18 protein-coding genes are annotated in these 19,278 nt (G+C 66.9%); 11 read left to right on the top strand and 7 right to left on the bottom strand.

Annotated elements, in window-relative coordinates; genetic code table 11:
- The first annotated feature begins 293 nt into the window (after nucleotides 1-293).
- Together U1H99_RS09795 and U1H99_RS09790 are read left to right on the top strand one after the other, a co-directional pair.
- The gene (locus U1H99_RS09795) at nucleotides 294-482 is read left to right on the top strand and encodes a hypothetical protein (RefSeq protein ID WP_323141546.1); all 189 of its coding nucleotides are present in this window, start codon (nucleotides 294-296) and stop codon (nucleotides 480-482) included.
- A gap of 84 nt (nucleotides 483-566) precedes the next feature.
- A complete protein-coding gene (locus tag U1H99_RS09790) occupies nucleotides 567-1,064 on the top strand; it encodes a MarR family winged helix-turn-helix transcriptional regulator (protein ID WP_323141545.1) in 498 nt (165 codons plus the stop codon).
- A gap of 21 nt (nucleotides 1,065-1,085) precedes the next feature.
- Here the strand turns inward: U1H99_RS09790 and U1H99_RS09785 are convergent, their stop codons facing one another.
- Nucleotides 1,086-1,274, bottom strand: a complete 189-nt coding sequence (locus tag U1H99_RS09785) for a hypothetical protein (protein WP_323141544.1) — start codon at nucleotides 1,272-1,274, stop codon at nucleotides 1,086-1,088.
- 271 nt (nucleotides 1,275-1,545) lie between these two features.
- On the opposite strand from U1H99_RS09785, the gene U1H99_RS09780 reads away from it, so the two are divergent.
- The 3 genes from U1H99_RS09780 to U1H99_RS09770 all read left to right on the top strand — a co-directional run bounded on the left by U1H99_RS09780 (nucleotide 1,546) and on the right by U1H99_RS09770 (nucleotide 5,149).
- Nucleotides 1,546-1,806, top strand: coding sequence for a hypothetical protein (locus U1H99_RS09780; RefSeq protein ID WP_323141543.1), 261 nt, complete (start codon nucleotides 1,546-1,548; stop codon nucleotides 1,804-1,806).
- A gap of 105 nt (nucleotides 1,807-1,911) precedes the next feature.
- Nucleotides 1,912-4,008: a TonB-dependent siderophore receptor gene (locus tag U1H99_RS09775; protein WP_323141542.1), complete on the top strand. Its 2,097-nt coding sequence runs from the start codon at nucleotides 1,912-1,914 to the stop codon at nucleotides 4,006-4,008.
- Nucleotides 4,009-4,018: 10 nt separating this feature from the next.
- Nucleotides 4,019-5,149, top strand: a complete 1,131-nt coding sequence (locus U1H99_RS09770) for an acetyltransferase domain-containing protein (protein WP_323141541.1) — start codon at nucleotides 4,019-4,021, stop codon at nucleotides 5,147-5,149.
- Nucleotides 5,150-5,159: 10 nt separating this feature from the next.
- Here the strand turns inward: U1H99_RS09770 and U1H99_RS09765 are convergent, their stop codons facing one another.
- The 3 genes from U1H99_RS09765 to U1H99_RS09755 form a co-directional block, all read right to left on the bottom strand.
- Nucleotides 5,160-7,622 carry a glycosyl hydrolase 115 family protein gene (locus U1H99_RS09765; RefSeq protein ID WP_323141540.1) on the bottom strand — a complete coding sequence of 821 codons (2,463 nt, stop codon included), beginning with the start codon at nucleotides 7,620-7,622 and terminating at the stop codon, nucleotides 5,160-5,162.
- Nucleotides 7,623-7,718: 96 nt separating this feature from the next.
- Nucleotides 7,719-8,645, bottom strand: a complete 927-nt coding sequence (locus tag U1H99_RS09760; protein WP_323141539.1) for a bile acid:sodium symporter family protein — start codon at nucleotides 8,643-8,645, stop codon at nucleotides 7,719-7,721.
- Between the two features lie 64 nt (nucleotides 8,646-8,709).
- Nucleotides 8,710-9,642, bottom strand: coding sequence for a LysR family transcriptional regulator (locus tag U1H99_RS09755; protein WP_323141538.1), 933 nt, complete (start codon nucleotides 9,640-9,642; stop codon nucleotides 8,710-8,712).
- Nucleotides 9,643-9,749: 107 nt separating this feature from the next.
- Here U1H99_RS09755 and U1H99_RS09750 point away from each other — a divergent pair, with 107 nt between their 5' ends.
- Entirely contained in the window at nucleotides 9,750-10,178 is a 429-nt protein-coding gene (locus U1H99_RS09750; protein WP_323141537.1) for an HAD family hydrolase, read from the top strand.
- A 19-nt stretch (nucleotides 10,179-10,197) separates the two neighbouring features.
- A complete protein-coding gene (locus U1H99_RS09745) occupies nucleotides 10,198-11,508 on the top strand; it encodes an NAD(P)/FAD-dependent oxidoreductase (protein WP_323141536.1) in 1,311 nt (436 codons plus the stop codon).
- Between the two features lie 28 nt (nucleotides 11,509-11,536).
- On the opposite strand, the gene U1H99_RS09740 is transcribed toward U1H99_RS09745, so the two are convergent.
- A complete protein-coding gene (locus tag U1H99_RS09740; RefSeq protein ID WP_323141535.1) occupies nucleotides 11,537-11,710 on the bottom strand; it encodes a hypothetical protein in 174 nt (57 codons plus the stop codon).
- Between the two features lie 121 nt (nucleotides 11,711-11,831).
- Between U1H99_RS09740 and U1H99_RS09735 the strand changes: the two genes are divergently transcribed.
- Both U1H99_RS09735 and U1H99_RS09730 read left to right on the top strand, forming a co-directional pair.
- Nucleotides 11,832-12,320: a DVUA0089 family protein gene (locus tag U1H99_RS09735; protein WP_323141534.1), complete on the top strand. Its 489-nt coding sequence runs from the start codon at nucleotides 11,832-11,834 to the stop codon at nucleotides 12,318-12,320.
- 14 nt (nucleotides 12,321-12,334) lie between these two features.
- Nucleotides 12,335-12,829 carry a DVUA0089 family protein gene (locus U1H99_RS09730; protein ID WP_323141533.1) on the top strand — a complete coding sequence of 165 codons (495 nt, stop codon included), beginning with the start codon at nucleotides 12,335-12,337 and terminating at the stop codon, nucleotides 12,827-12,829.
- A 53-nt stretch (nucleotides 12,830-12,882) separates the two neighbouring features.
- Here U1H99_RS09730 and U1H99_RS09725 read toward each other — a convergent pair whose 3' ends face one another.
- Complete coding sequence (locus tag U1H99_RS09725) at nucleotides 12,883-13,959, bottom strand: tartrate dehydrogenase (RefSeq protein ID WP_323141532.1); 1,077 nt, start codon at nucleotides 13,957-13,959, stop codon at nucleotides 12,883-12,885.
- A 98-nt stretch (nucleotides 13,960-14,057) separates the two neighbouring features.
- Between U1H99_RS09725 and U1H99_RS09720 the strand changes: the two genes are divergently transcribed.
- Together U1H99_RS09720 and U1H99_RS09715 are read left to right on the top strand one after the other, a co-directional pair.
- Nucleotides 14,058-14,978, top strand: coding sequence for a LysR family transcriptional regulator (locus U1H99_RS09720; RefSeq protein ID WP_323141531.1), 921 nt, complete (start codon nucleotides 14,058-14,060; stop codon nucleotides 14,976-14,978).
- A 185-nt stretch (nucleotides 14,979-15,163) separates the two neighbouring features.
- Nucleotides 15,164-17,221, top strand: coding sequence for a putative bifunctional diguanylate cyclase/phosphodiesterase (locus U1H99_RS09715; RefSeq protein ID WP_323141530.1), 2,058 nt, complete (start codon nucleotides 15,164-15,166; stop codon nucleotides 17,219-17,221).
- Between the two features lie 22 nt (nucleotides 17,222-17,243).
- Here U1H99_RS09715 and U1H99_RS09710 read toward each other — a convergent pair whose 3' ends face one another.
- The gene (locus tag U1H99_RS09710; protein WP_323141529.1) at nucleotides 17,244-18,890 is read right to left on the bottom strand and encodes a methyl-accepting chemotaxis protein; all 1,647 of its coding nucleotides are present in this window, start codon (nucleotides 18,888-18,890) and stop codon (nucleotides 17,244-17,246) included.
- Nucleotides 18,891-19,278: the final 388 nt, after the last annotated feature.

Raw genomic sequence — 19,278 nt, 5'->3', positions numbered from 1 at the left:
CCCCCCCCCCCCCGGGCGGGGCCCCCCCCCCCCCCGGCGCCCCCCCCCCCACCGCGCCCCCCGCCCCACAGCCTTTCCCCGCCCGACAGCAGCCGCCGTAACGTGGACGCCGCTTGTCACCGAAATCCGATGCGCGTAGCGTCACCCGCTTTCCCTCCCCCTCCTTCCTGCCGCGTTGCCATGCACACACGTCATTCCAGAATTTACTTCACAAATGAAGTATTCAGTACTAAAATATGTACAGCGCTGAACGATCCGCGCTGCCGTTTCTCATGATGACCAAGGTGAATAACATGAACCCGAAATTCCTGATCCCCGTACTCCTCGTCGCCGCCCTGTCCGGCTGCGCCGCCACCCCGACCGACCCGGTCCGCGCCAAGGCCCTGGCCGATATCCAGCAGGCCCGTGCCGAAGGCAGCTTCCCGCTGACCGAAGCGCAATTCGTCTACCCGAAACTGGTCGCAGCCCGCCAGGTACGCTGAGCCGGCAGTCACAGGGCAGGTACGTGGCCGCTGCCCGCCGCCAGCGATTACAATCTGGTCTTTCACATCCTGCAAGGAATGGCGATGAGCGATTTTGGCCCGACCGAGAAACGACTGCGACGCATCGAGGCGCGCGCCCCCGGTTTCCCCGTCGACGCCATGCTGCTGGTCCGGATGACCCATCACCTGCATAAGACCCTGCGCGACAAGAGCAATGCCGCGCTCAGGAAGCACGAGCTGGGCGACACCCATTACCACGTGCTGGCGATCCTGTACGGCAGTGCCGACGAGACTTCGACGGCCACCGAAGTGAGCGAAGCCTGCAACGAAAAACCGGCCAACCTGACCCGCGTCTGCGACGAGCTGGCGGCCAAGGGCCTGGTCGGGCGCCGCCCCAAGCCCGGCGACCGCCGCGCCGTGATGATAGCCCTGACCGACGCCGGACGCGCCCTGGTCGCGCGCATCCTGCCGGAAGTGTCGAACGAGGTGACGTCCGCCTATGCCGGCCTGAGCCCGGCCGAACTGGAACAGCTGGCCAGCCTTACGCGGCGCGTGCTGCGCAATCTCGACGCCGAAGGCTGAGCCTTCGCGAGGCCTGCAGGCTCAGGTGAACTGTTCGACCAGCATGCGCACGCCGCGCGCGACCCACTGCGCACCCAGCACCGCGAAGGTGAGGAGCAGCGCGATCTGGAGCACACGCAGCAAGAGTTCGTGGCCGCGCCAGACGCGGCCGAAACGCAGCGGCTGGTGAAAACGGGTTGCAAGATGGGAGGGGGCGTGCCGAATGTTCATGTTTGTCTCCATGCATTTTTGGCTTTGTGTAGGGACAGCATACGCCTGGATCGGGCTGTCTGCAAACAGGTATTCGCACGGTCGTGCGGACCATCCGGCGCATGCTGTCGTGGACCGCATCGTGCCGCGGTGTTCATGATCTTTGGGCAGGCGCACCGACTTGCAGTACAATCGCCGGTCCCCAGCAGCAACGCACGACATGATCGACGCCCTGACCCGCCTTTGCCGACCCGCCGCAGCACGCCGCTGCGGCAGGCTGCTGCCATGGCTGATGGCGATCGTCTTCCTGCTGCAGATCCTCGGCACTGCCGAACACCACCACGAGCTGCATGCGAAGACGCCGCATTGCGTCTCGTGCACGCTGCACGCGCAGCCGCATGCGGCCCCGCCGCCGACCACGCTGGCGCCGGTCACTTCCGCTTGGGCGCTGGTGCACGCGCTGGTCCATGCGCAGCCCACCGGGCCAGTGCCCGCGGCGCCGCCCTTCCTGCTGCCGCCCGCACAAGGCCCGCCCGCTTTCCTCCAGACGTAGTCACATCCGGCGCCCCAGGGCGCGACCTGGCCGTGCCCGCACGCCAGGCCCTATTACGACTGTACGCGGCCGGCGCTCCCGCTCGCCGCTGAAGGAAACCACATCATGAGAACCACCCCGATCGGGTGCCTGGCGCTGCTCGCCGGTACCCTCCCTTGCCCTGCGCCGGCGCAATCCGTCAGCGACGCCGTCGCCGACAGCGTCGTCGTCACCGGCCAGCGCGCCGCCTACCGCAGCCTGGCCGTGGCCGGCGCAACCAAGACCGACGCCCTGCCGCTCGACCTGCCGCAAAGCGTGCGCACCCTCGGTACCGACCTGCTGAAGGATGCCGGCGTGACGACCCTGTCCGGCGCGCTCGACCTGGCCAGCGGCATCGCGCGCCAGAGCGACCTGGGCGGCCTGTGGGACAGCTACGCGATGCGCGGCTTCACCGGCGACCCGAATTTCGGCGCCGACTACCTGGTCAACGGCTTCAGCGCCAGCCGCGGCTACAACGGCGTGCGCGACGCCGCCGGCACCCAGTCCATCGAAATCCTGAAAGGCCCGGCATCGGCGCTGTACGGCCGCGGCGAACCCGGCGGCACCGTCAACATCGTGACCAGGAAGCCGCGTTTCGCCCCGCAATACGGGGTCGACCTGTCACTGGCCAGCTTCCGCACGCACCGGATCGCAGCCGACCTCACCGGCCCGCTCTCGAGCACGGTCGCCTACCGTCTCAACCTGGCGCACCAAGACGGCGACAGCTTCCGCGACCTGCTGCACACCGAGCGCACCTACGCGGCGCCGTCCTTCCTGTGGCACGCTGGCGACGACACCACGGTCTCCTACGAGATCGAGGCCACGCGCCAGCGCACGCCTTTCGACCGCGGCATCCCGGCCATCGGCGGTCGGCTCGACGGGCCAAGTGCGCTGCCGGTCTCGCGCTTCCTGGGCGAGCCGGCCGACGGCCCGATGACGGTGAAGTCGCTCGGGCACCAGCTGTTCGTCCAGCACGGCCTGGGGGAAGGCTGGTCGCTGCAGGGCGGCGCATCCTACCGCGACAGCGCGTTGCAAGGTTATTCGAGCGAAGCCAACGACCTGCTGGCCGACGGCCGTACGCTGCGGCGCCAGCGCCGCCACCGCGATTTCTCGGCCACCGACCGCTCGGCGCGCGTCGAACTGCTCGGCAGCGCCAGCACCTGGGGCGTGGGCCATGGCCTGCTGTTCGGCATGGATGGTTACCGCTTCGACGACACCCGGGTGCAGATGCGGCGCAACCCGTCCGCGGCGAATCCGTATGCGATCGATATCCAGAACCCGGTGTACGGCGTTGCCGCCGCCGCCCCGCTGGCGCTGTCGATCGACACCGTCGAGCACCAGCGCGCGCAGGCGCTGTACGCGCAGGACCAGTTGACGCTGGCGCCGCGCTGGAAGGCACTGGTCGGCGTACGCTTCGACCGTTACCGCCAGACCGTCATCAATCATCGCACTGCCGCCGTCAACCGCCAGCGGCTGCAAGCCACCAGTCCGCGTGCGGGCCTGGTCTACCAACCGACCGCATCGACCTCGCTGTACGCATCGAGTGCGCGCGGCTTCCGCCCGAACAGCGGCATCGGCATCGACAACGCCGCCTTCCCCGCCGAGGCCAGTCGCGCGCACGAAGTCGGCGCCAAGCTCGAGACGCCGGGCGGCATCGCCGCCACGCTGGCCCTGTACCGCATCGACAAGAAGAACGTGCTGACCCCGAATCCGGCCAACACCGACTTTTCGCTGCCGGCCGGCGAAGTGGCGAGCAAGGGCCTGGAACTCGACCTCGCGGGCCGGCTGCGGCGCGGCCTGCGGCTCTCGGCGGCCTATGCCTACACCGACGCGCGCGTGACCCATGGCGACAACACGATCCGCACCGGCAGCCGCTTCCCGAACGTACCGCGCCACGGCGGCAACCTGCTGCTGGTCGCCGGCGACGACGGCGCATCGCTCGGCGCGGGCCTCACCTACGTCGGCGAACGTTTCGGCGACGTCGCCGCCTCCAGCGACTTCCGTCTGCCGGCCTACACCACCGCGCGGCTGCTCGCGGCGTATGCGCCGGACAAGCACTGGCGCCTGGCCCTGAACGTGGACAATTTGTTCGACCGGCGCTACTTCGCCAGCGCCTACAGCCAGCTGTGGGTAGCCCCGGGCAGTACCCGCACGGCCAGCGCCACCCTGTCCTACAGTTATTGAGAGCGCCCGTATGAACAACCCCAGCAAACGAATCGCATCGATCGACGTCATGCGTGGCCTGGTGATGCTCCTGATGACGGTCGACCACGTACGCGAAACCTTCTTCATGCAGCACCAGGTCAGCGATCCGATGGACCCGGCGGCGACCGATCCCGGCCTGTTCTTCACCCGCCTGGCGGCCCACTTCTGCGCGCCGATGTTCGTCTTCCTCACCGGCCTCTCGGCCTGGCTGTACGCGCACCCGCCAGCGGGCGCGCGCGACGCCACCGGCTTCCTGGTCAAGCGCGGCCTGCTGCTGGTCGCACTCGAGATCACGGCCGTCAACTTTGCCTGGACCGGCACCCTGGTGCCCTCGATCGTCTACCTGCAGGTGATCTGGGCGATCGGCCTGTCGATGCTGGCCCTGGCCGTGCTGCACCGCCTGCCGCTGCCTGTGCTCGCGTTACTCGGTGCGCTGATCGTGGCCGGCCACAATGCGCTCGCCAGCGTCGCGTTCGCGCCGGGCAGCGCGGCATCGCTCGCCTGGACCGTGCTCGAGCAGCGCGGTTTCCTGCTGACCGATCCGGTACGCATCAAGGCCAGTTATCCGGTGCTGGCCTGGATCGGCGTGATCCTGCTCGGCTATGCCTGCGGTCCGCTGTATGCGCGCAGCGCCGCCCCGGCCTGGCGCCGGCGCTGGCTGGCGCTGGCCGGTACGGCCGGGCTGGTGCTGCTGGTCGCGCTGCGCAGCGTGAACCTGTACGGCGAGCCGGTGCCCTGGACCGTGCAGGCCGACGCGCTGCATACGGCGATGGCCTTCCTGAACTTCACCAAGTATCCACCCTCGCTCGACTTCATCCTGCTGACGCTCGGCTGCGGCCTGCTGGCGCTGGCCTGGATCGAACGCAGCGAGACGCTGGCCACCAGGGTGCTGGCCGTGTTCGGCGGCGCGCCGCTGTTCTATTACCTGCTGCACCTGTACGCCCTGCTCGCGCTGCAGAAACTGGCGGGTGCCGTGCTCGGCGTGCCGCGCGCGGACGTGGAGCACGTGTGGCAGGTATGGGCAATCGCGGTGCTGCTGCCGATGCTGCTGTACTGGCCGACCAGGCGCTTCGGCCGCTACAAGCGCGAGAGCGGAAAAGCTTGGGTCAGGTATTTCTGATCGTACCGTTTCACGGTCCGGCGGTGCCGACCGCCAGCGTATCGACCACCACACCCGGATCGATCGCGTACAGGCGCAGCACGTGCCCGCCCGCCGCCGCCCATCCCAGGCTGGCCGTGACCATGCGCGCATTGTTCAGTACACCCTCGGCCCATTCGGCGCCGCCGTCGCGGTTCGCCATCTCGACGATCTGCGGGCCGCCGTCGTCGAGCGCCAGCGCGAAGCGCAGCTTGCCGGCGCCGGGATGGGTCGGCAACAGCTGGGCGCGCACCGTCAACATGCCGCCTTGGGCGAGATGCAGGTTGTAGTCGAGGCGCGGCGCGTCGGCGGCGGCGCGTTCGGGCGCGATGCCGGCGCCGCCCGGCGCCACCAGCACCACGGCGCCGCTGCCGCTGGTGCCAAGGCCGGGCACTGCCTGCCACGAAGCCGCGCCGGCCTTGCGCTGGCCGTCGAAATGCTCGGCTTCGAGCACGGTATCCGCTGCGGCCGTCGGCGTGGCCGGCGGCTGCAGCGGATACGCCGGCATGGTCCATCGAGCGGTGCGGAACGAGGGCCACTCCCCGGCCGGCAGGCTCTCGGCCATGATGTGTTTCCACTTGCCGCCCGCCAGGCCGCCGTCCCAGTGGGCGGTCAGCTTTTGAAGCGCCGCGTCGGCCGCTTCGGCGGCATCGCGATCGCCGCGCTCGCCCGCCAGGAAGCGCGCGTTGGCCAGCGCCGACGCCTGCGCCGGATAGGCGACCAGCTCGAACCAGGCGTCGCGGCTGGCCACCGGGATCGCAGGCGCGAGCGCATCGACGCGCCGGCGCAGGTCGGCGAACGCGCGCCGCCGCGCATCCGCCTGCGCCGGCGTCATGGGACTGCGGCGCGGCTGTTCCTTCGGCAGCCACCATTGCAGGTGTTCGGGACGGCGCTGGAAATTCAGGCGGTAGTAGTCGTTCATGATCGCCGCGATGTCGTCCGCCATCGCCGTTCCGAATTCGCGCGCCGCCCAGGTTTTGAGGAAGTCCGGCAAATTGTCCGGGCGCCAGCGGCCGATGTCCCAGGCCATCTGCAGGAAGAATTCGGTGCCGATTTCGGCCGGCTTGAGGTCGCCCACGTTCAGTATCCAGATGCGGTCGGCGCCGGCGTCGTAGGAGCGCTTCATCTCTTCCCAGATCAGGCTTGGCGGCGTCGTGTTCAGCCACAGGTAGGACAGCGGCGCGCCCAGGTAAGAGACGTGATAATAGACGCCGAAGCCGCCCGCACGCGTGCGCTCCGCGGGCGTGGTGAAGCTGCGTACGTAGCCAAAGTTATCGTCGGTCCACATCAGCGTGACGTCGTCCGGCACCTGCATGCCGGCCTGGTACTGGGCCAGCACTTCCTTGTAGGGCACGAACAGCTGCGGCACCTTGTCGACCTGCGGGTTCACGTGCTTCGCCAGCAGCGCGCGCTGGTCGGCAAAGATCCGCTGCAGCAGCGCGACCCGTTCCGGCACCGCCTTCGGCCCCTGCATGGCGCCGTCGTGGATGCCGCGCGTGCCGATCGTATAGATGTTTTCGTACTTGCCGTTGGCGGCCACGCGTTCTTCCCAGTACCTGCGCATGCCCTCGCCATTGGTCGCGTAGTTGTACCTGTCGGGCGCATCGGTCCATTCGCCGACGTTATTGCGCAGCATCGGTTCCGCATGGGATGAACCCATGACAATGCCGTATTCGTCGGCCAGCGCGGCGTTTTCCGGAAAGCTGTTGAACGGCCGCGTGCCCGGATGCATGGCCGGCCACAGCGTGTTCGCCTTCAGGCGCAGCAGCAGTTCGAAGATGCGGGTGTAGGTCTTGGGCCCGATGTTCCCGTGTTCCGGCTCGTAGGTGTGCGCGGCCCACTGGCGCAGGCCCCAGTCCTCGTCGTTGATGAAGATGCCGCGGTACTTGACCGAGGGTGGCCCGGACCGGCGCAGGCCGGCCTTCACGTACAGCGCGTCGCGCCGGGCCGGGGCGACGTCGGCCCACCAGGTCCAGGGCGACACGCCGATCGCCTGCGACAGCTCGTAGACGCCGAACGCCGTGCCGCGCGGGTCGCTGCCGATGATCGCCAGCGCGCGCGGCACGCCCGGCAGCGGCTGATCGACCGTGGCGATGACGAAGCTCTCCCATGTGCCGCGCAGGGCCGACAGATCGAGCTTGCCGCCGGCGGCCAGCGCGTCGGCGATCGGACTCTTGCCCAGGGTGCCGACCAGCACCGCGGGTGCGCCTGCGCCGGCATCCTTCGCGGTGAACAGTGCCGGCGCGCGGCCGCTGACGCGCGCAATGTCGGCGGCCAGGTCGCGCACCGCGTGGCCGACGACCTTGGCGTCCGTCGGCGCGACCACGATGCGGGCGGCGCCCGCCGGGCCGGCGAGGGCGAAGTCGGCGGCGGTGCCGGTCGATTGCACCCAAGTCTGTGCCCATACGGCCGGGCTGGCGAGGAAAGCGGCAAGCAGAATGATCCGGCGTAGCATGGTGTCTCCAACTGATCGCCGCAGTGTAGCGACAGTCGGATCCGTCCGGCGGCAGCCGGCATCAACGATCAACAAGTTGATCGGCGCGGCCCCCGGCTAATTCGGCTTGCGCGCGAACCAGGTCGCCAATGCCGAGCCGGACAGGTTGTGCCAGACGCTGAACAGCGCACTCGGCACCGCCGCCAGCGGACTGAAATGGGCCGCCGCCAGGGCCGCGCCGAGGCCGGAATTCTGCATGCCGGTCTCCAGCATCACGGCCTTGCGCTTGGCCAGGTCCATGCCGAACAGCCGCGCAAAGCCGTAGCCGAGCGCGAAGCCGAGCAGGTTGTGCAGGATGACGGCGGTCAGGATCGTCAAGCCGTTGGAGGCGATCTTCGAGCGGTTCAGGCCGACGATGATGGCGATGATGAAGACGATCGTCAGCGTGGACACCAGCGGCAGCGCCTTGACGCTGGCCGCCGCGCCCTTGCGGAACAGCGCCTTGACGATCAAGCCCAGCGCGATCGGCACGATGACGACCTGCACGATGTCGAGGAACAGCGATTGCGTATTGATGGCCATCCACTTGCCCGCCAACAGCGACACCAGCGCCGGCGTGGCCAGCGGCGCGATCAAGGTCGACACCAGCGCGATCGAGACGCCGAGCGCGACGTCGCCCCGGGCCAGGAAGGTCATCACGTTGGAGGCGGTGCCGCTCGGGCAGCAGCCGACCAGGATCACGCCGACGGCAATCTCGGGCGGCAGGCGCAGCACGATCGCCAGCACGTAGGCGATGCCGGGCATGATCAGGTAGTGGCCGACCACGCCGATCACGACGTCGCGCGGACGGCGGAAGACTTCGCGGAAATCGTCGGCCGACAGGGTCAGGCCCATGCCGAACATGACGATGCCGAGCAGCGGCGTGATCCAGGATTTGTAGCCGACGAACAGCTGCGGGGCGAAGAAGCCGCAGCAGGCGAACAGGACGACCCAGAGCGGAAAGGTTTTTGCTACGAAGTTGCTGGTTTTTTCAAGTGCGTTCACGCGCGGTTTCTCCCTGGGTCATGCGGCTGGCAGGCATTGTAGCGAATCGGACCCGAACGATGCGTCAGCGCTCCCACGCCAGGTTTTCCAGCTCATCCGAAATGACTTGCTGCCCATGCGCCACCATGAACTCCTCGAACGAGGCCGCCACCGTCGGAATTGAGCGCGCGGCCTTGTGCATCACATGCCACTCGCCCTGCACGTGTACGCCGGGGACGCTCAACGCATTCAGCAGACGGTTGCGCACTTCCAGCGTACAGGCGTGCACCGATAAGAACGCCACACCCAGCCCGGCCGCCGTCATCTGCTTGATCGCCTCGTTGCTCGACAACTCCGACCCGATCGCCAGCGGCACGCCCTCTTCCTCGTAGACCCGGTCGATGGCGGCGCGCGTACCCGAGCCGCGCTCGCGCACCAGCAGGTTGTGGTCGGCGATGTCGGCCAGCGTCACCGTGGCCTTGGCCAGCAGCGGATGCCCGGGCGCCACGAAGAACGCCATCGGATGGCGCGCGAAGCGGCTGGCGTGGGTCGGGAATTCGCGCGGCGGCGTGCCCATGATGGCGAGGTCGATCTCGTCGCGGCTCAGCATGCCGAGCACTTCGGGCCGCGAGCCGACCTGCAGCTTGATGCGCACGTGCGGCCGGCCGGTGGTGAAGCGCACCAGCATCGGCGGCAGCAGGTGTTCCGCGGTCATCACGGCGCCGATGCGCAGGGTACCGCTGGTAACGCCCTTCAGCGCGGCGATCTCGTCGCCCGCCTCTTCCCACAGGCCGAGGATGCGTTCGGCGTAGCTCACCAGCAGTTCGCCGGCGGAGGTCAGCTGGATGGTGCGGCCCTGGCGCCGCGTCAGCGGCACGCCGGCCGCTTCCTCGAGGAGTTTCAGGTGCAGGGAGACGGCGGGCTGGGTCACGTGCATCGCCTCGGCCGCGCGCGAGACGCTCTGGTGGCGCGCCACGTGCACGATGGCTTGCAGTTGCTTGAAGCTGGCTGGATACATATAAGCTTTTACTTATTAGATTTCGAGAATTATTTATTTTTATTTTAGCCTGCCCAGCCGTATAGTGAACACTATTCAGCGTCAATAGTTTAGAAAAGGAGTTCATCATGACGGCACAAGCGCTTATCTTCGACTTATCCGCCTTCCCGGGCACGGATGCCGCGCCTGCCGGCCTGGACGCCGAGCGCCTGCTCGACGAAGCGGTCGAACACGGCCTGCCCTGCGCCCTGATCTCCGAACTGCCCTATCCGCAGGCGGAGCAGCAGCTGCGCCGCCGCTTCGGCGACACCGCCCACCATATCTTTTCCGTGGTGCTGACCGGCGCCGACTTCAAGACCCGCGGCCCCAAGTCCCCGTACTCGGTCGTGCTGAACCAGATGGGCGTGCCGCCCGACGACGCGCTGGCCGTGACCGCCTCGCCGCATGCGATCGCCGCCGCGCGCACTGCGCGCATCAGCGTGCAGGCCGAGCGCAAGGCGGTGCGTGTTACGCGTCGCAAGACCCGCACCATCGTCCGCCCGGACGCCCGCCACTAAGCGCCTTTTGGAGACCACCATGCAATCCATCGTCATCGTCGGCGGCGGCGTCGCCGGCCTCGAACTCGCGACCCGGCTCGGACGCCAGTTCGGCCCGTTCCACAAGGACCGCGTGATCCTGATCGACACCGCGCCCACCCACTTCTGGAAGCCGCTGCTGCACGAGGTCGCGGCCGGCACCATCGACCCGGCCAGCCACACCATCGATTATGCGCGCCAGGCCATCGACAACCATTTCACCTTCCTGTGCGGCGAAGTCGTGCACGTCGACCGGGCCCGCCACACGCTGACGGTACGCGGCCGCCGTTTCGACGACGGCCACGGCGCCGACAGCAGCCACACCCTGATCGGCTACGGCCGCCTGGTGCTGGCCTACGGCTCGGTGACCAACTTCTTCGGCATTCCCGGCGCCGAGCAGCATTGCCTGTCGCTCGACAGCGTGGAACGCGCTGAAACCTTCCGCAAGCGCTTCCTGAACCTGTGCGAGGCGGCCGGACGGCGCCGCAGCCTGCACGCCCAGTCGGCCGCGCCGGCACTCGACATCGTCATCGTCGGCGCCGGCCCGACCGGCATCGAGCTGGCGGCCGACCTGCGCCACACGGTCGATACGCTGGCCCACTACGGCCTGTCCGGCTTGGCGGCGCCGCACCAGGTGCGCATCCGCATCGTCGAGCGTGGCCCGCAGGTGCTGCCGTCGCTGGACGCGCAGGCATCCAGCCTGGCGGTGCGCAAGCTGGAAGCGATGGGGATCGAGATCTGCACCGACACGGCGGTCGCCGAAGTGCGCGAGAGCGAGGTCGCGACCGTCGACGGGCGCGTGTTCCCGGCCGCGATCACGGTGTGGGCGGCCGGCGTCAAGGGGCCGGATTTCAGCACCCGCCTGAACGTGCTGCTGAACCGCAGCAACCAGGTGCTGGTCGACGGCCAGCTGCGCAGCCTGACCGATCCGCAGATCTTTGCCCTGGGCGACTGCTCGACGCTGCAGAACCCGGACAAGACCGCGATGGCGCCGCCCAGCGCCCAGGCGGCGCGCCAGCAGGCGATCTACCTGGCCAGGCTGCTGACGCACGAAAAGCCGAACCAGCTCAAAGGCTTCCAGTACCGCGACTACGGCACGCTGGTGTCGCTGGGCCGCGGCGACGCGGTCGGCATCCTGCGTCGCGCCATCGGCAACCGCCACCTGCGCGTGAAAGGCACGTTCGCGCTGGCGATGTACAAGCTGACCTACCAGCGCCACGTGATGGGCCACCTCGGGCTGTGGCGCATGTGCGCCAACGTGCTGGCGCGCTGGAGCCGCTCGAAGATGCTGATGCCGGTGCGCTGGCACTGAGCCGCACTGAGCCGCGCACCCGGGCCGGTCAGATCACGGCGGCAAGCGCCTTCACGATAGCGCTGGCGGCGTCGTGGAATTGTTCGTCGTCGTTGCCCGACAACTCGAGGTGGAGACCGAAACGGCGCGCGGCTGCTCCCGGCACGCGCCGGACTTCAGGGATCACTTCGCTACCGATGCCATTGTCGTTGCCGGCGATCAAAGCAGTCTTCCGGGTCGCCGGTCCGGGCACGCTACCCGTTTGACATATTCGGCACCGCGCGAGCATATGCTCGCTAAACTGGGATGCATCGCCCTGACGGCCTACCCAGCTGAGAATCCGAATGAAAATTGCTTTGTTCCTGCTCGCAGTCATGCTGCAGGCGCCGGTCCACGCCCAGGCCACTTACGAACAATCGTTCAACGGACATATCGAACTGCACAATCAGGTCGAGTACCGAACCATCCCCATCTACGCGGGCCAGGGCAATCTACGGGTCTGGACCGACAGCTACGCCGACGGCGCCAATTTCGATCCGATCATTACGGTGTGGCACAGGGGAGTCAAGGTCGCCATGAACGACAATGACGCAACGTTCAGCGACAACCAGAGCGCCCGCGATGTCGGCGTCGCCCTGCCCGCACTCGCACGGGGCACTTATGTGGTGACGATCACCGCCTATCCGAACTTCCCGCTGAGCGATCGCCTCGATGACGGCTTCACCTACGACAACCAGGCACCGATTCCGATCGATACCTGGTGCCAACCCGGCGATCCCGGACCCGGATGCCATACGGACCGCCATTTCAGCCTGCACTGGTCGGTAGAGTGAACCGGGGAATCCACATGAAAACCGCTTTGTCGCTGCTCACTGCATTATTGCTGCACGCGTCGGTCAACGCCCAGGCGACCTACGAACAATCGTTCAACGGGCATCTCGAGCTGCACAACCAGGTCGAGTACCACACCATTCCCATCTACTCAGGACGCGGAAACCTGCGGGTCTGGACCGACAGCTATACCAGCGCCGCCAGTTTCGATCCGGTCATTACGCTGTGGCATAACGGCGCAAGGGTCGCCATGAGTGACGATAACCAGACCGTGAACCCACTCTACCAGCACCCGCGCGACGCCGGCCTCGTCCTGTCCGCACTTCCATTGGGCACGTATGTGGTGACGATTACCGCCTATCCGAACTTCCCGTTGAACAACCGCATTGGCGGAGGTTTTGTCTACGACGCACAGACACCAGTCCCGATCAGGGGCTGGTGCCCGCCGGGCGCGCCGGGCCCCGTGTGCCGCACCGACCGGCATTTCAGCCTGCACTGGACGGTGCAGTAACACCGAGGACCGATCGGCACATACCGCCCGGCCGGAACAGGCTGAACGGCGGGTCAGATCGCCGAGGCGATCGCCTTCCCCACCTCGGTGGTGTTGGCGCCGCCGCCCAGGTCCGGGGTCTTCGGACCCTGGGCCAGCGACAGTTCGATCGCCTTCATGATGGCGTCGGCCGCGGCCTGGAAGTTTTCGTCGCCGTTGCCGAGGAACTCGAGCATCATGGCGCCCGACCAGATCATGCCGATCGGATTAGCGATGTTCTTGCCGAAGATGTCGGGCGCCGACCCGTGCACCGGCTCGAACAGCGACGGGGATGTGCGGTCCGGATTCAGGTTGGCCGACGGCGCGATGCCGATGGTGCCGGTGCAGGCCGGGCCGAGGTCCGACAGGATGTCGCCGAACAGGTTGGAGGCCACCACCACATCGAAGCGCTCCGGCGACAACACGAAGCGCGCGCACAGGATGTCGATGTGGTACTTGTCCCATTTGACGTCCGGGTAGGACGGCGCCATCGCTTCCACCCGCTGATCCCAGTACGGCATGCTGATCGAGATGCCGTTCGACTTGGTGGCCGAGGTCAGGTGCTTTTTCGGACGGCTCCGGGCCAGGTCGAAGGCGTACTTGAGGATGCGGTCGGTCCCCTTGCGCGTGAACACCGATTCCTGCAGCACGAATTCACGGTCGGTGCCGGCGAACATCTGGCCGCCCACCGACGAATACTCGCCTTCGGTGTTCTCGCGCACCACGTAGAAATCGATGTCGCCCGGCTTGCGGTTGGCCAGCGGGCTGGGCACGCCCGGCATCAGGCGCACCGGACGCAGGTTGACGTACTGGTCGAAGTCGCGGCGGAACTTCAGCAGCGAACCCCACAGCGAGATATGGTCCGGCACCAGGTCGGGCATGCCGGCGGCGCCGAAATAGATCGCATCCATCCCTTCCAGCTGCTGGCGCCAGTCGTCCGGCATCATCTGGCCATGCTTCAGGTAATAGTCGCAGTTGGCCCATTCCATGGTCGTGAACTCGAGGTCGAGGCCGAAGCGACGGGCAGCGGCTTCCAGCACCCGCAAGCCTTCCGGCATCACTTCGTTACCGATGCCGTCGCCGGCGATCACTGCAATCTTCTGGGTCTTCATGGTGTCGGACTTTCTTTGACGGGTTGCGATGGCAACTATGATATCGAATACGATCGAACATATAATCCACCATTTCGTGAATCCAAAGAACACGCAGCGTGAATAATCTGCCGCTCCCCAGCAAATCGCTGCTGGAAGACCTGAACCTCTTCTGCACCGTGGTGCGCAAGCAGGGCTTTGCCGCGACCGCGCTCGAGCTGGGGGTGTCGAACGCCTTCGTCAGCAAGCGCATCGCCGTGCTCGAGCAGGTGCTGGGCGTGCGCCTGCTGCACCGGACCACGCGCCGCCTGGCCCTGACCGAGCACGGCACCGTGGTTCACCAATGGGCGCAGCGCATCCAGGAAGACGTCGACCAGCTGGCCGAAGCGATCTCGCAGAAAGGCAGCGCGCCGCGCGGGCTGCTGCGCGTGTGCACCAGTTCGGGTTTCGGGCGCAACCGCGTCGGTCCGGCGATCTCGGCGCTGGCGCGCGCCTACCCCGATCTTGAAGTACAGCTGGAATTGCTGGACCGGCCGGTCGACCTGGTCGCCGAGGGCTTCCACCTCGACATCCGGGTGGGCCAGGTGCAGGAGCCGCACCTGATCGCGCGCCGCATCGCCGCCAACCAGCGCGTGCTGTGCGCGGCGCCCGCCTACCTGGCGCGCAGGGGCATGCCCGTGCTACTAGCCGAGCTGGCGCAGCACGACTGCATCGTGATCCGCGAGCGCGACCAGGATTTCGGCCGCTGGAAGCTGGCCGGCCCAGATGGCGAAGACACCGTGCGCGTCAAAGGCGCGCTGTCGACCAACAACGGCGAGCTGGTCCACCAGTGGGGAATCGACGGCCACGGCATCATCCTGCGCTCGATCTGGGACGTCGGGCACAGCCTGGCCGACGGCAGCCTGGTGCGGGTATTGCCCGCGTATCACCAGCAGGCCGACGTCTGGGCCATCTATCCGGCGCGGCTGGGGACAACGGCCAACGTGCGCGTGTGCGTGCGCTTCCTGGAAGAGTGGCTGGGGGAGCGGCGCGATGGATGAGCGCGCGTGCCGCGCCTAGGCCGCAGAGCCATCCTCCGGCACGACGTTCGTCACGCCGGCATCGCGTGTGCACTCCTCGCAGGCAAGCTGCTAGTATGCCTTGTTGATCCAGCAAGGAGTGCCGCCCAGCCGGCCCAGCCATGCAGTCCACCTCTCCAGCGGATGTACTGAGCCGCTTGCATGCATTGCACGACCATTTACCGGCCGGTGTCGTGGTGCACGCGCCGGATGGGCGCATCATCTTCGCCAACAGGCTGGCGCGGGAACTGCTGGGCCGCAGCGAAGAACAGTTGCTGCGGACCGAACCCGGCGGCGATGGCTGGACTTTCCTGCGCGCCGACGGTTCGCCCTTGCCACCCGAGGCTTTTCCGGTCAACGTCGTGCTGCGCACCGGCCGGCCGCTGGCCGACCTGGTCGCGGGTGTAAGAGTCAAGGACACGACCCGCTGGCTGTTGTGCAACGCTTATCCGGAATACGATGGCGCCGCCGTTCTACAGCAGATCGTGGTGTGCTTTACCGACTGCACCGCATTGAAGACCATCCAGCAGTCTCTGGAAAAATCCGAAGAACGCTTGCACCTGGTGCTGAAGGGGTCCACCGATGCGCCCTGGGACTGGAACCTGATCAGCGGCGAAGTCTACTATTCCGAGCGCTGGTGGAGCATGCTCGGGTACCGTGGCGACGAAGGCTATGCCGACCCCGACGGCTGGCGGCGCCTCATGCACCCGGACGACGCCGCGACGGTCCGCGCCTACGTCGACGACCTGTTGCCGAGCGCGCGCGACGGCGTCAGCCTGGAATTCCGGCTGCGCCATCGCGACGGGCACTACGTGCCGGTGCTGGTGCGCGGTTACGTGTCGCGTGACCCGTCCGGCCGCGCCTTGCGCATTTCCGGCGTGAATACCGACCTCACCGAGCGCAAGCAGATCGAACGACGCCTGTACGAACTGGCGTATTGCGATCAGTTGACCGGCCTGCGCAACCGCCGCTTCCTGATGGAGGAACTGCAGCATGCACTGGCACGCAGCCAGCGCTCGGGGCGTCTCGGTGCCCTGCTCTATCTCGACCTGGACAACTTCAAGCTGCTCAACGATACGATGGGGCACGACATGGGCGACAGTTTGCTGGTCCAGGTGGCACGGCGGCTGCGCTGCACGGTGCGCCACAGCGACGGGCTGGCCCGGCTTGGCGGCGATGAATTCGTCGTGGTCCTGGACGACCTGGCGTCGTCCTTGCATGGCGCCGCCACCGAGGCCGAACGGGTCGTTGCCAAGATCCTGGCGGTGCTGGGCCAGCCCTACCAGCTCGATTCCTTCGCGTTCAAGAACACGGCAAGCATCGGCATTACCTTGTTCGATGGCACCGCCGTGAGCATCGAGACGCTGCTCAAGCAGGCGGACCTGGCCATGTACAGCGCCAAGGAGGAAGGCCGCAACGGTGCCCGCTTTTTCGATCCGAGCATGCAGCAGGCCGCCGACCAGCGCGCAGCCTTCGAGGCTGCAATGGTGAATGGCCTGTCGCTTGGCGAGTTCCGCCTGTTCTGCCAACCGCAGTTCGACAGCCAGGGGCAACTGGTGGGAGCCGAAGTCCTGGTACGCTGGCAACGGGGCGATGGGGACCTGATCGGCCCCGACCGCTTCATCGGGTTCGCCGAAGAGTGCGGCCTGATCCTGCCCCTTGGCGAATACGTGCTGAAGGAAAGCTGCCGCGTCCTGGCTCGCTGGAAAGATTCGCCCCTGCTCGGGCGCGTGAAACTGGCTGTCAACGTCAGTGTCCACCAGATGCGCGACCCTCGCTTCCCGCGGACGGTCGCCGACGTCCTGGAGCGCACCGGCGCACCCGCGGAGCGCCTCTACCTGGAACTGACCGAAAGCGTGTTCGCGGAAAACATGGATGAGATTACCGAGCGCATGCATGCGATTCGCGCCGGCGGTGTCTACTTCTCGCTCGACGATTTCGGTACCGGCTATTCGTCGCTGGCCTATCTCAGGCGCTTCCCGCTAGCGGCGCTGAAGATCGATCGCTCGTTCGTGCGCGACGTCGGCGGCGTCCCGGACTCGGCATCGATCGTCGAGGCCATCATTGCCCTGGGCCGCAAGCTCGATCTCGAGATCGTCGCGGAAGGCGTGGAGCATGAGGCGCAGCGCAGTTTCCTGATTCGCGGCGGCTGTTCGGCGTTGCAGGGCTACCTGCTGGGCCGTCCGCTGCCGATCGCGGAATTCGAGCGCATCTACGGCGCCTGATCGCCGTGTCGAACCCGGCGCTTCATGCCGCCAGCGGCTGCGGCTGCCTGAGCGGCGACGCCGGCACGATGGCCGAACCATGGCGGCACTCGCCGGGGTCGCCCGCCAGGCGGAACACATCGACCGCCTCGGACAGCGCGAACGCCTGTTGCTGCAGCGCGTCCGCGGCGGCGGCAGCCTGCTCGACCAGTGCGGAGTTCTGCTGTACCACGCCGTCCATCTGGCGCATCGCCTCGTTGATCTGCACGATGCCTTCGCTCTGTTGCGTGGTCGTGCCCGTGATGCCGGCGACGACACCGGCGACATGCTGGATGCTGCCGACGACCTCGCGCATCGTTTCACCGGCACCGTCCACCAGGCGCGAGCCTTGCTGGACCTTGCCGACGGAATCCGAAATCAGCGCCTTGATCTCCTTGGCCGCCGTGGCCGAACGCTGCGCCAGGGTACGCACTTCGGACGCGACCACGGCAAAGCCACGGCCCTGCTCGCCCGCCCGCGCCGCTTCCACGGCGGCGTTCAGGGCAAGGATATTGGTCTGGAAGGCGATGCCGTCGATAACGCCAATGATGTCGACGATCCTGCCCGATGCCGACTCGATCTCGCTCATCGTGCTGACCACCTTGGCCACCGCTGCGCCGCCACGTGCGGCGGCGTCGGATGCGGTCTCGGCCATGCGCCGCGCTTCCGCGGCGGCGGCACTGCTTTTCTGCACCATCGACGTCAATTGTTCCATCGAGGCTGCGGTTTCTTCCACCACGCTGGCCTGCTCTTCCGTGCGCGCCGCAAGGTCCTGGTTGCCCTGTGCGATCTCGCTGGTTGCGGTTGACATCGCCTCGGTGCCGCTACGGACGCGGAACACAATGCCCGCAAGCCCCTGTTGCATGCTCTTGAGGGAGGCGAGGAGCATGCCGATTTCGTCCTTGCGGTCGACGACGATCTCCTGACTCAGGTTACCCTCGGCAACTGTGCCCGCAATGACCACGGCTTGCCGGAGCGGCGCCGTGATACTGCGTGCCAGCCAGACGGTCGCGGCAGCGGCCGACGCAAGCACGGCGCCGAAGATCGCGATGGCCAGCTGCCGTTCGCTGCGTTCGGCGGCCATCTTTTCCTCGCGCGTCGCCAGGATCGTCTTCAGGGAACGATCCTGGATGGCCGCAACGATGGCGTCGATCTGCCTGGTCGGCGCCCGGTCCATGCCCTTGACTTGTTGATCCAGCAGCTTATAGCTTCGGGGGTCGGCGCCGTCGTAGGTCGCCAGCGCGGCAAGGTAATGCGCATTCAACGCCTGCAATGCCGCCTGGGCGTCTGCCACCATGTCGGTCGGCGCCCCCTGCGCCTGCAAGGTCGCTTTCAGTTTGTCGAGGATGGCGAGGGTGCGGCCGGCACTGCCCTTGAATGCATCCGTGTATTTGGCGAGTTCGGCCGGCTCGCTCCCTCTGACCAGGATGTTTTTCCATTCCTGGACCTGGATCTTGAACTCGACCTGCGCCGCGCGCGCCGTGTCGGCGGCCAGGGCCAGCGCCTCGACCGTCGCCAGCGCATCGTTGGCGCGCTGGTTGGCGGCACCAAGCGCATGCCAGGCATTCAGGCTGGTAGCGAGCAGCGCGATGAGAAAGAAGCTCCCCAGCAGGGAGAGCCTGACAGAAATCTTGAGGTTGACGAATTTCATGGTGTGCTGGTTAATCGGTGGTCATGCCTTGATGATGGACACAAGCAAGGACATACACCAGTTAACGTGTGGAAATTGGATAGATTTGTATTCGCTGAGCAACGATCAAGTCTCTGTTAACTTGTTCCATATCTCAGTGGAAACATCCATACTTTGCGCATCGGTGTCGTCCTTTTTTTTGCGGCGGTCAGACGCCTGTCACATTCCGGGCGCATCGTTGACGGATGAACCGCCGGACCGATTCCATCACAGCCTCGCTTGTCGACGCAGCCATTCATGCCGCTGCCACGCAGAGTCCCGTCGGCGCCGCGCGCGTCCTCGTCTGCTCGGGCCTGTCCTGGGAACTCATCATGCGGGTGCTCGGCAGGCCACGCGATCGCCGCGCCGG

The organism is Massilia phyllosphaerae (assembly GCF_034659755.1).
Taxonomy (GTDB): Bacteria; Pseudomonadota; Gammaproteobacteria; order Burkholderiales; family Burkholderiaceae_D; genus Telluria; species Telluria phyllosphaerae.
The sequence above is the reverse complement of the archived record's forward strand: the minus strand, read 5'-3'. Positions and strand labels throughout refer to the sequence as shown.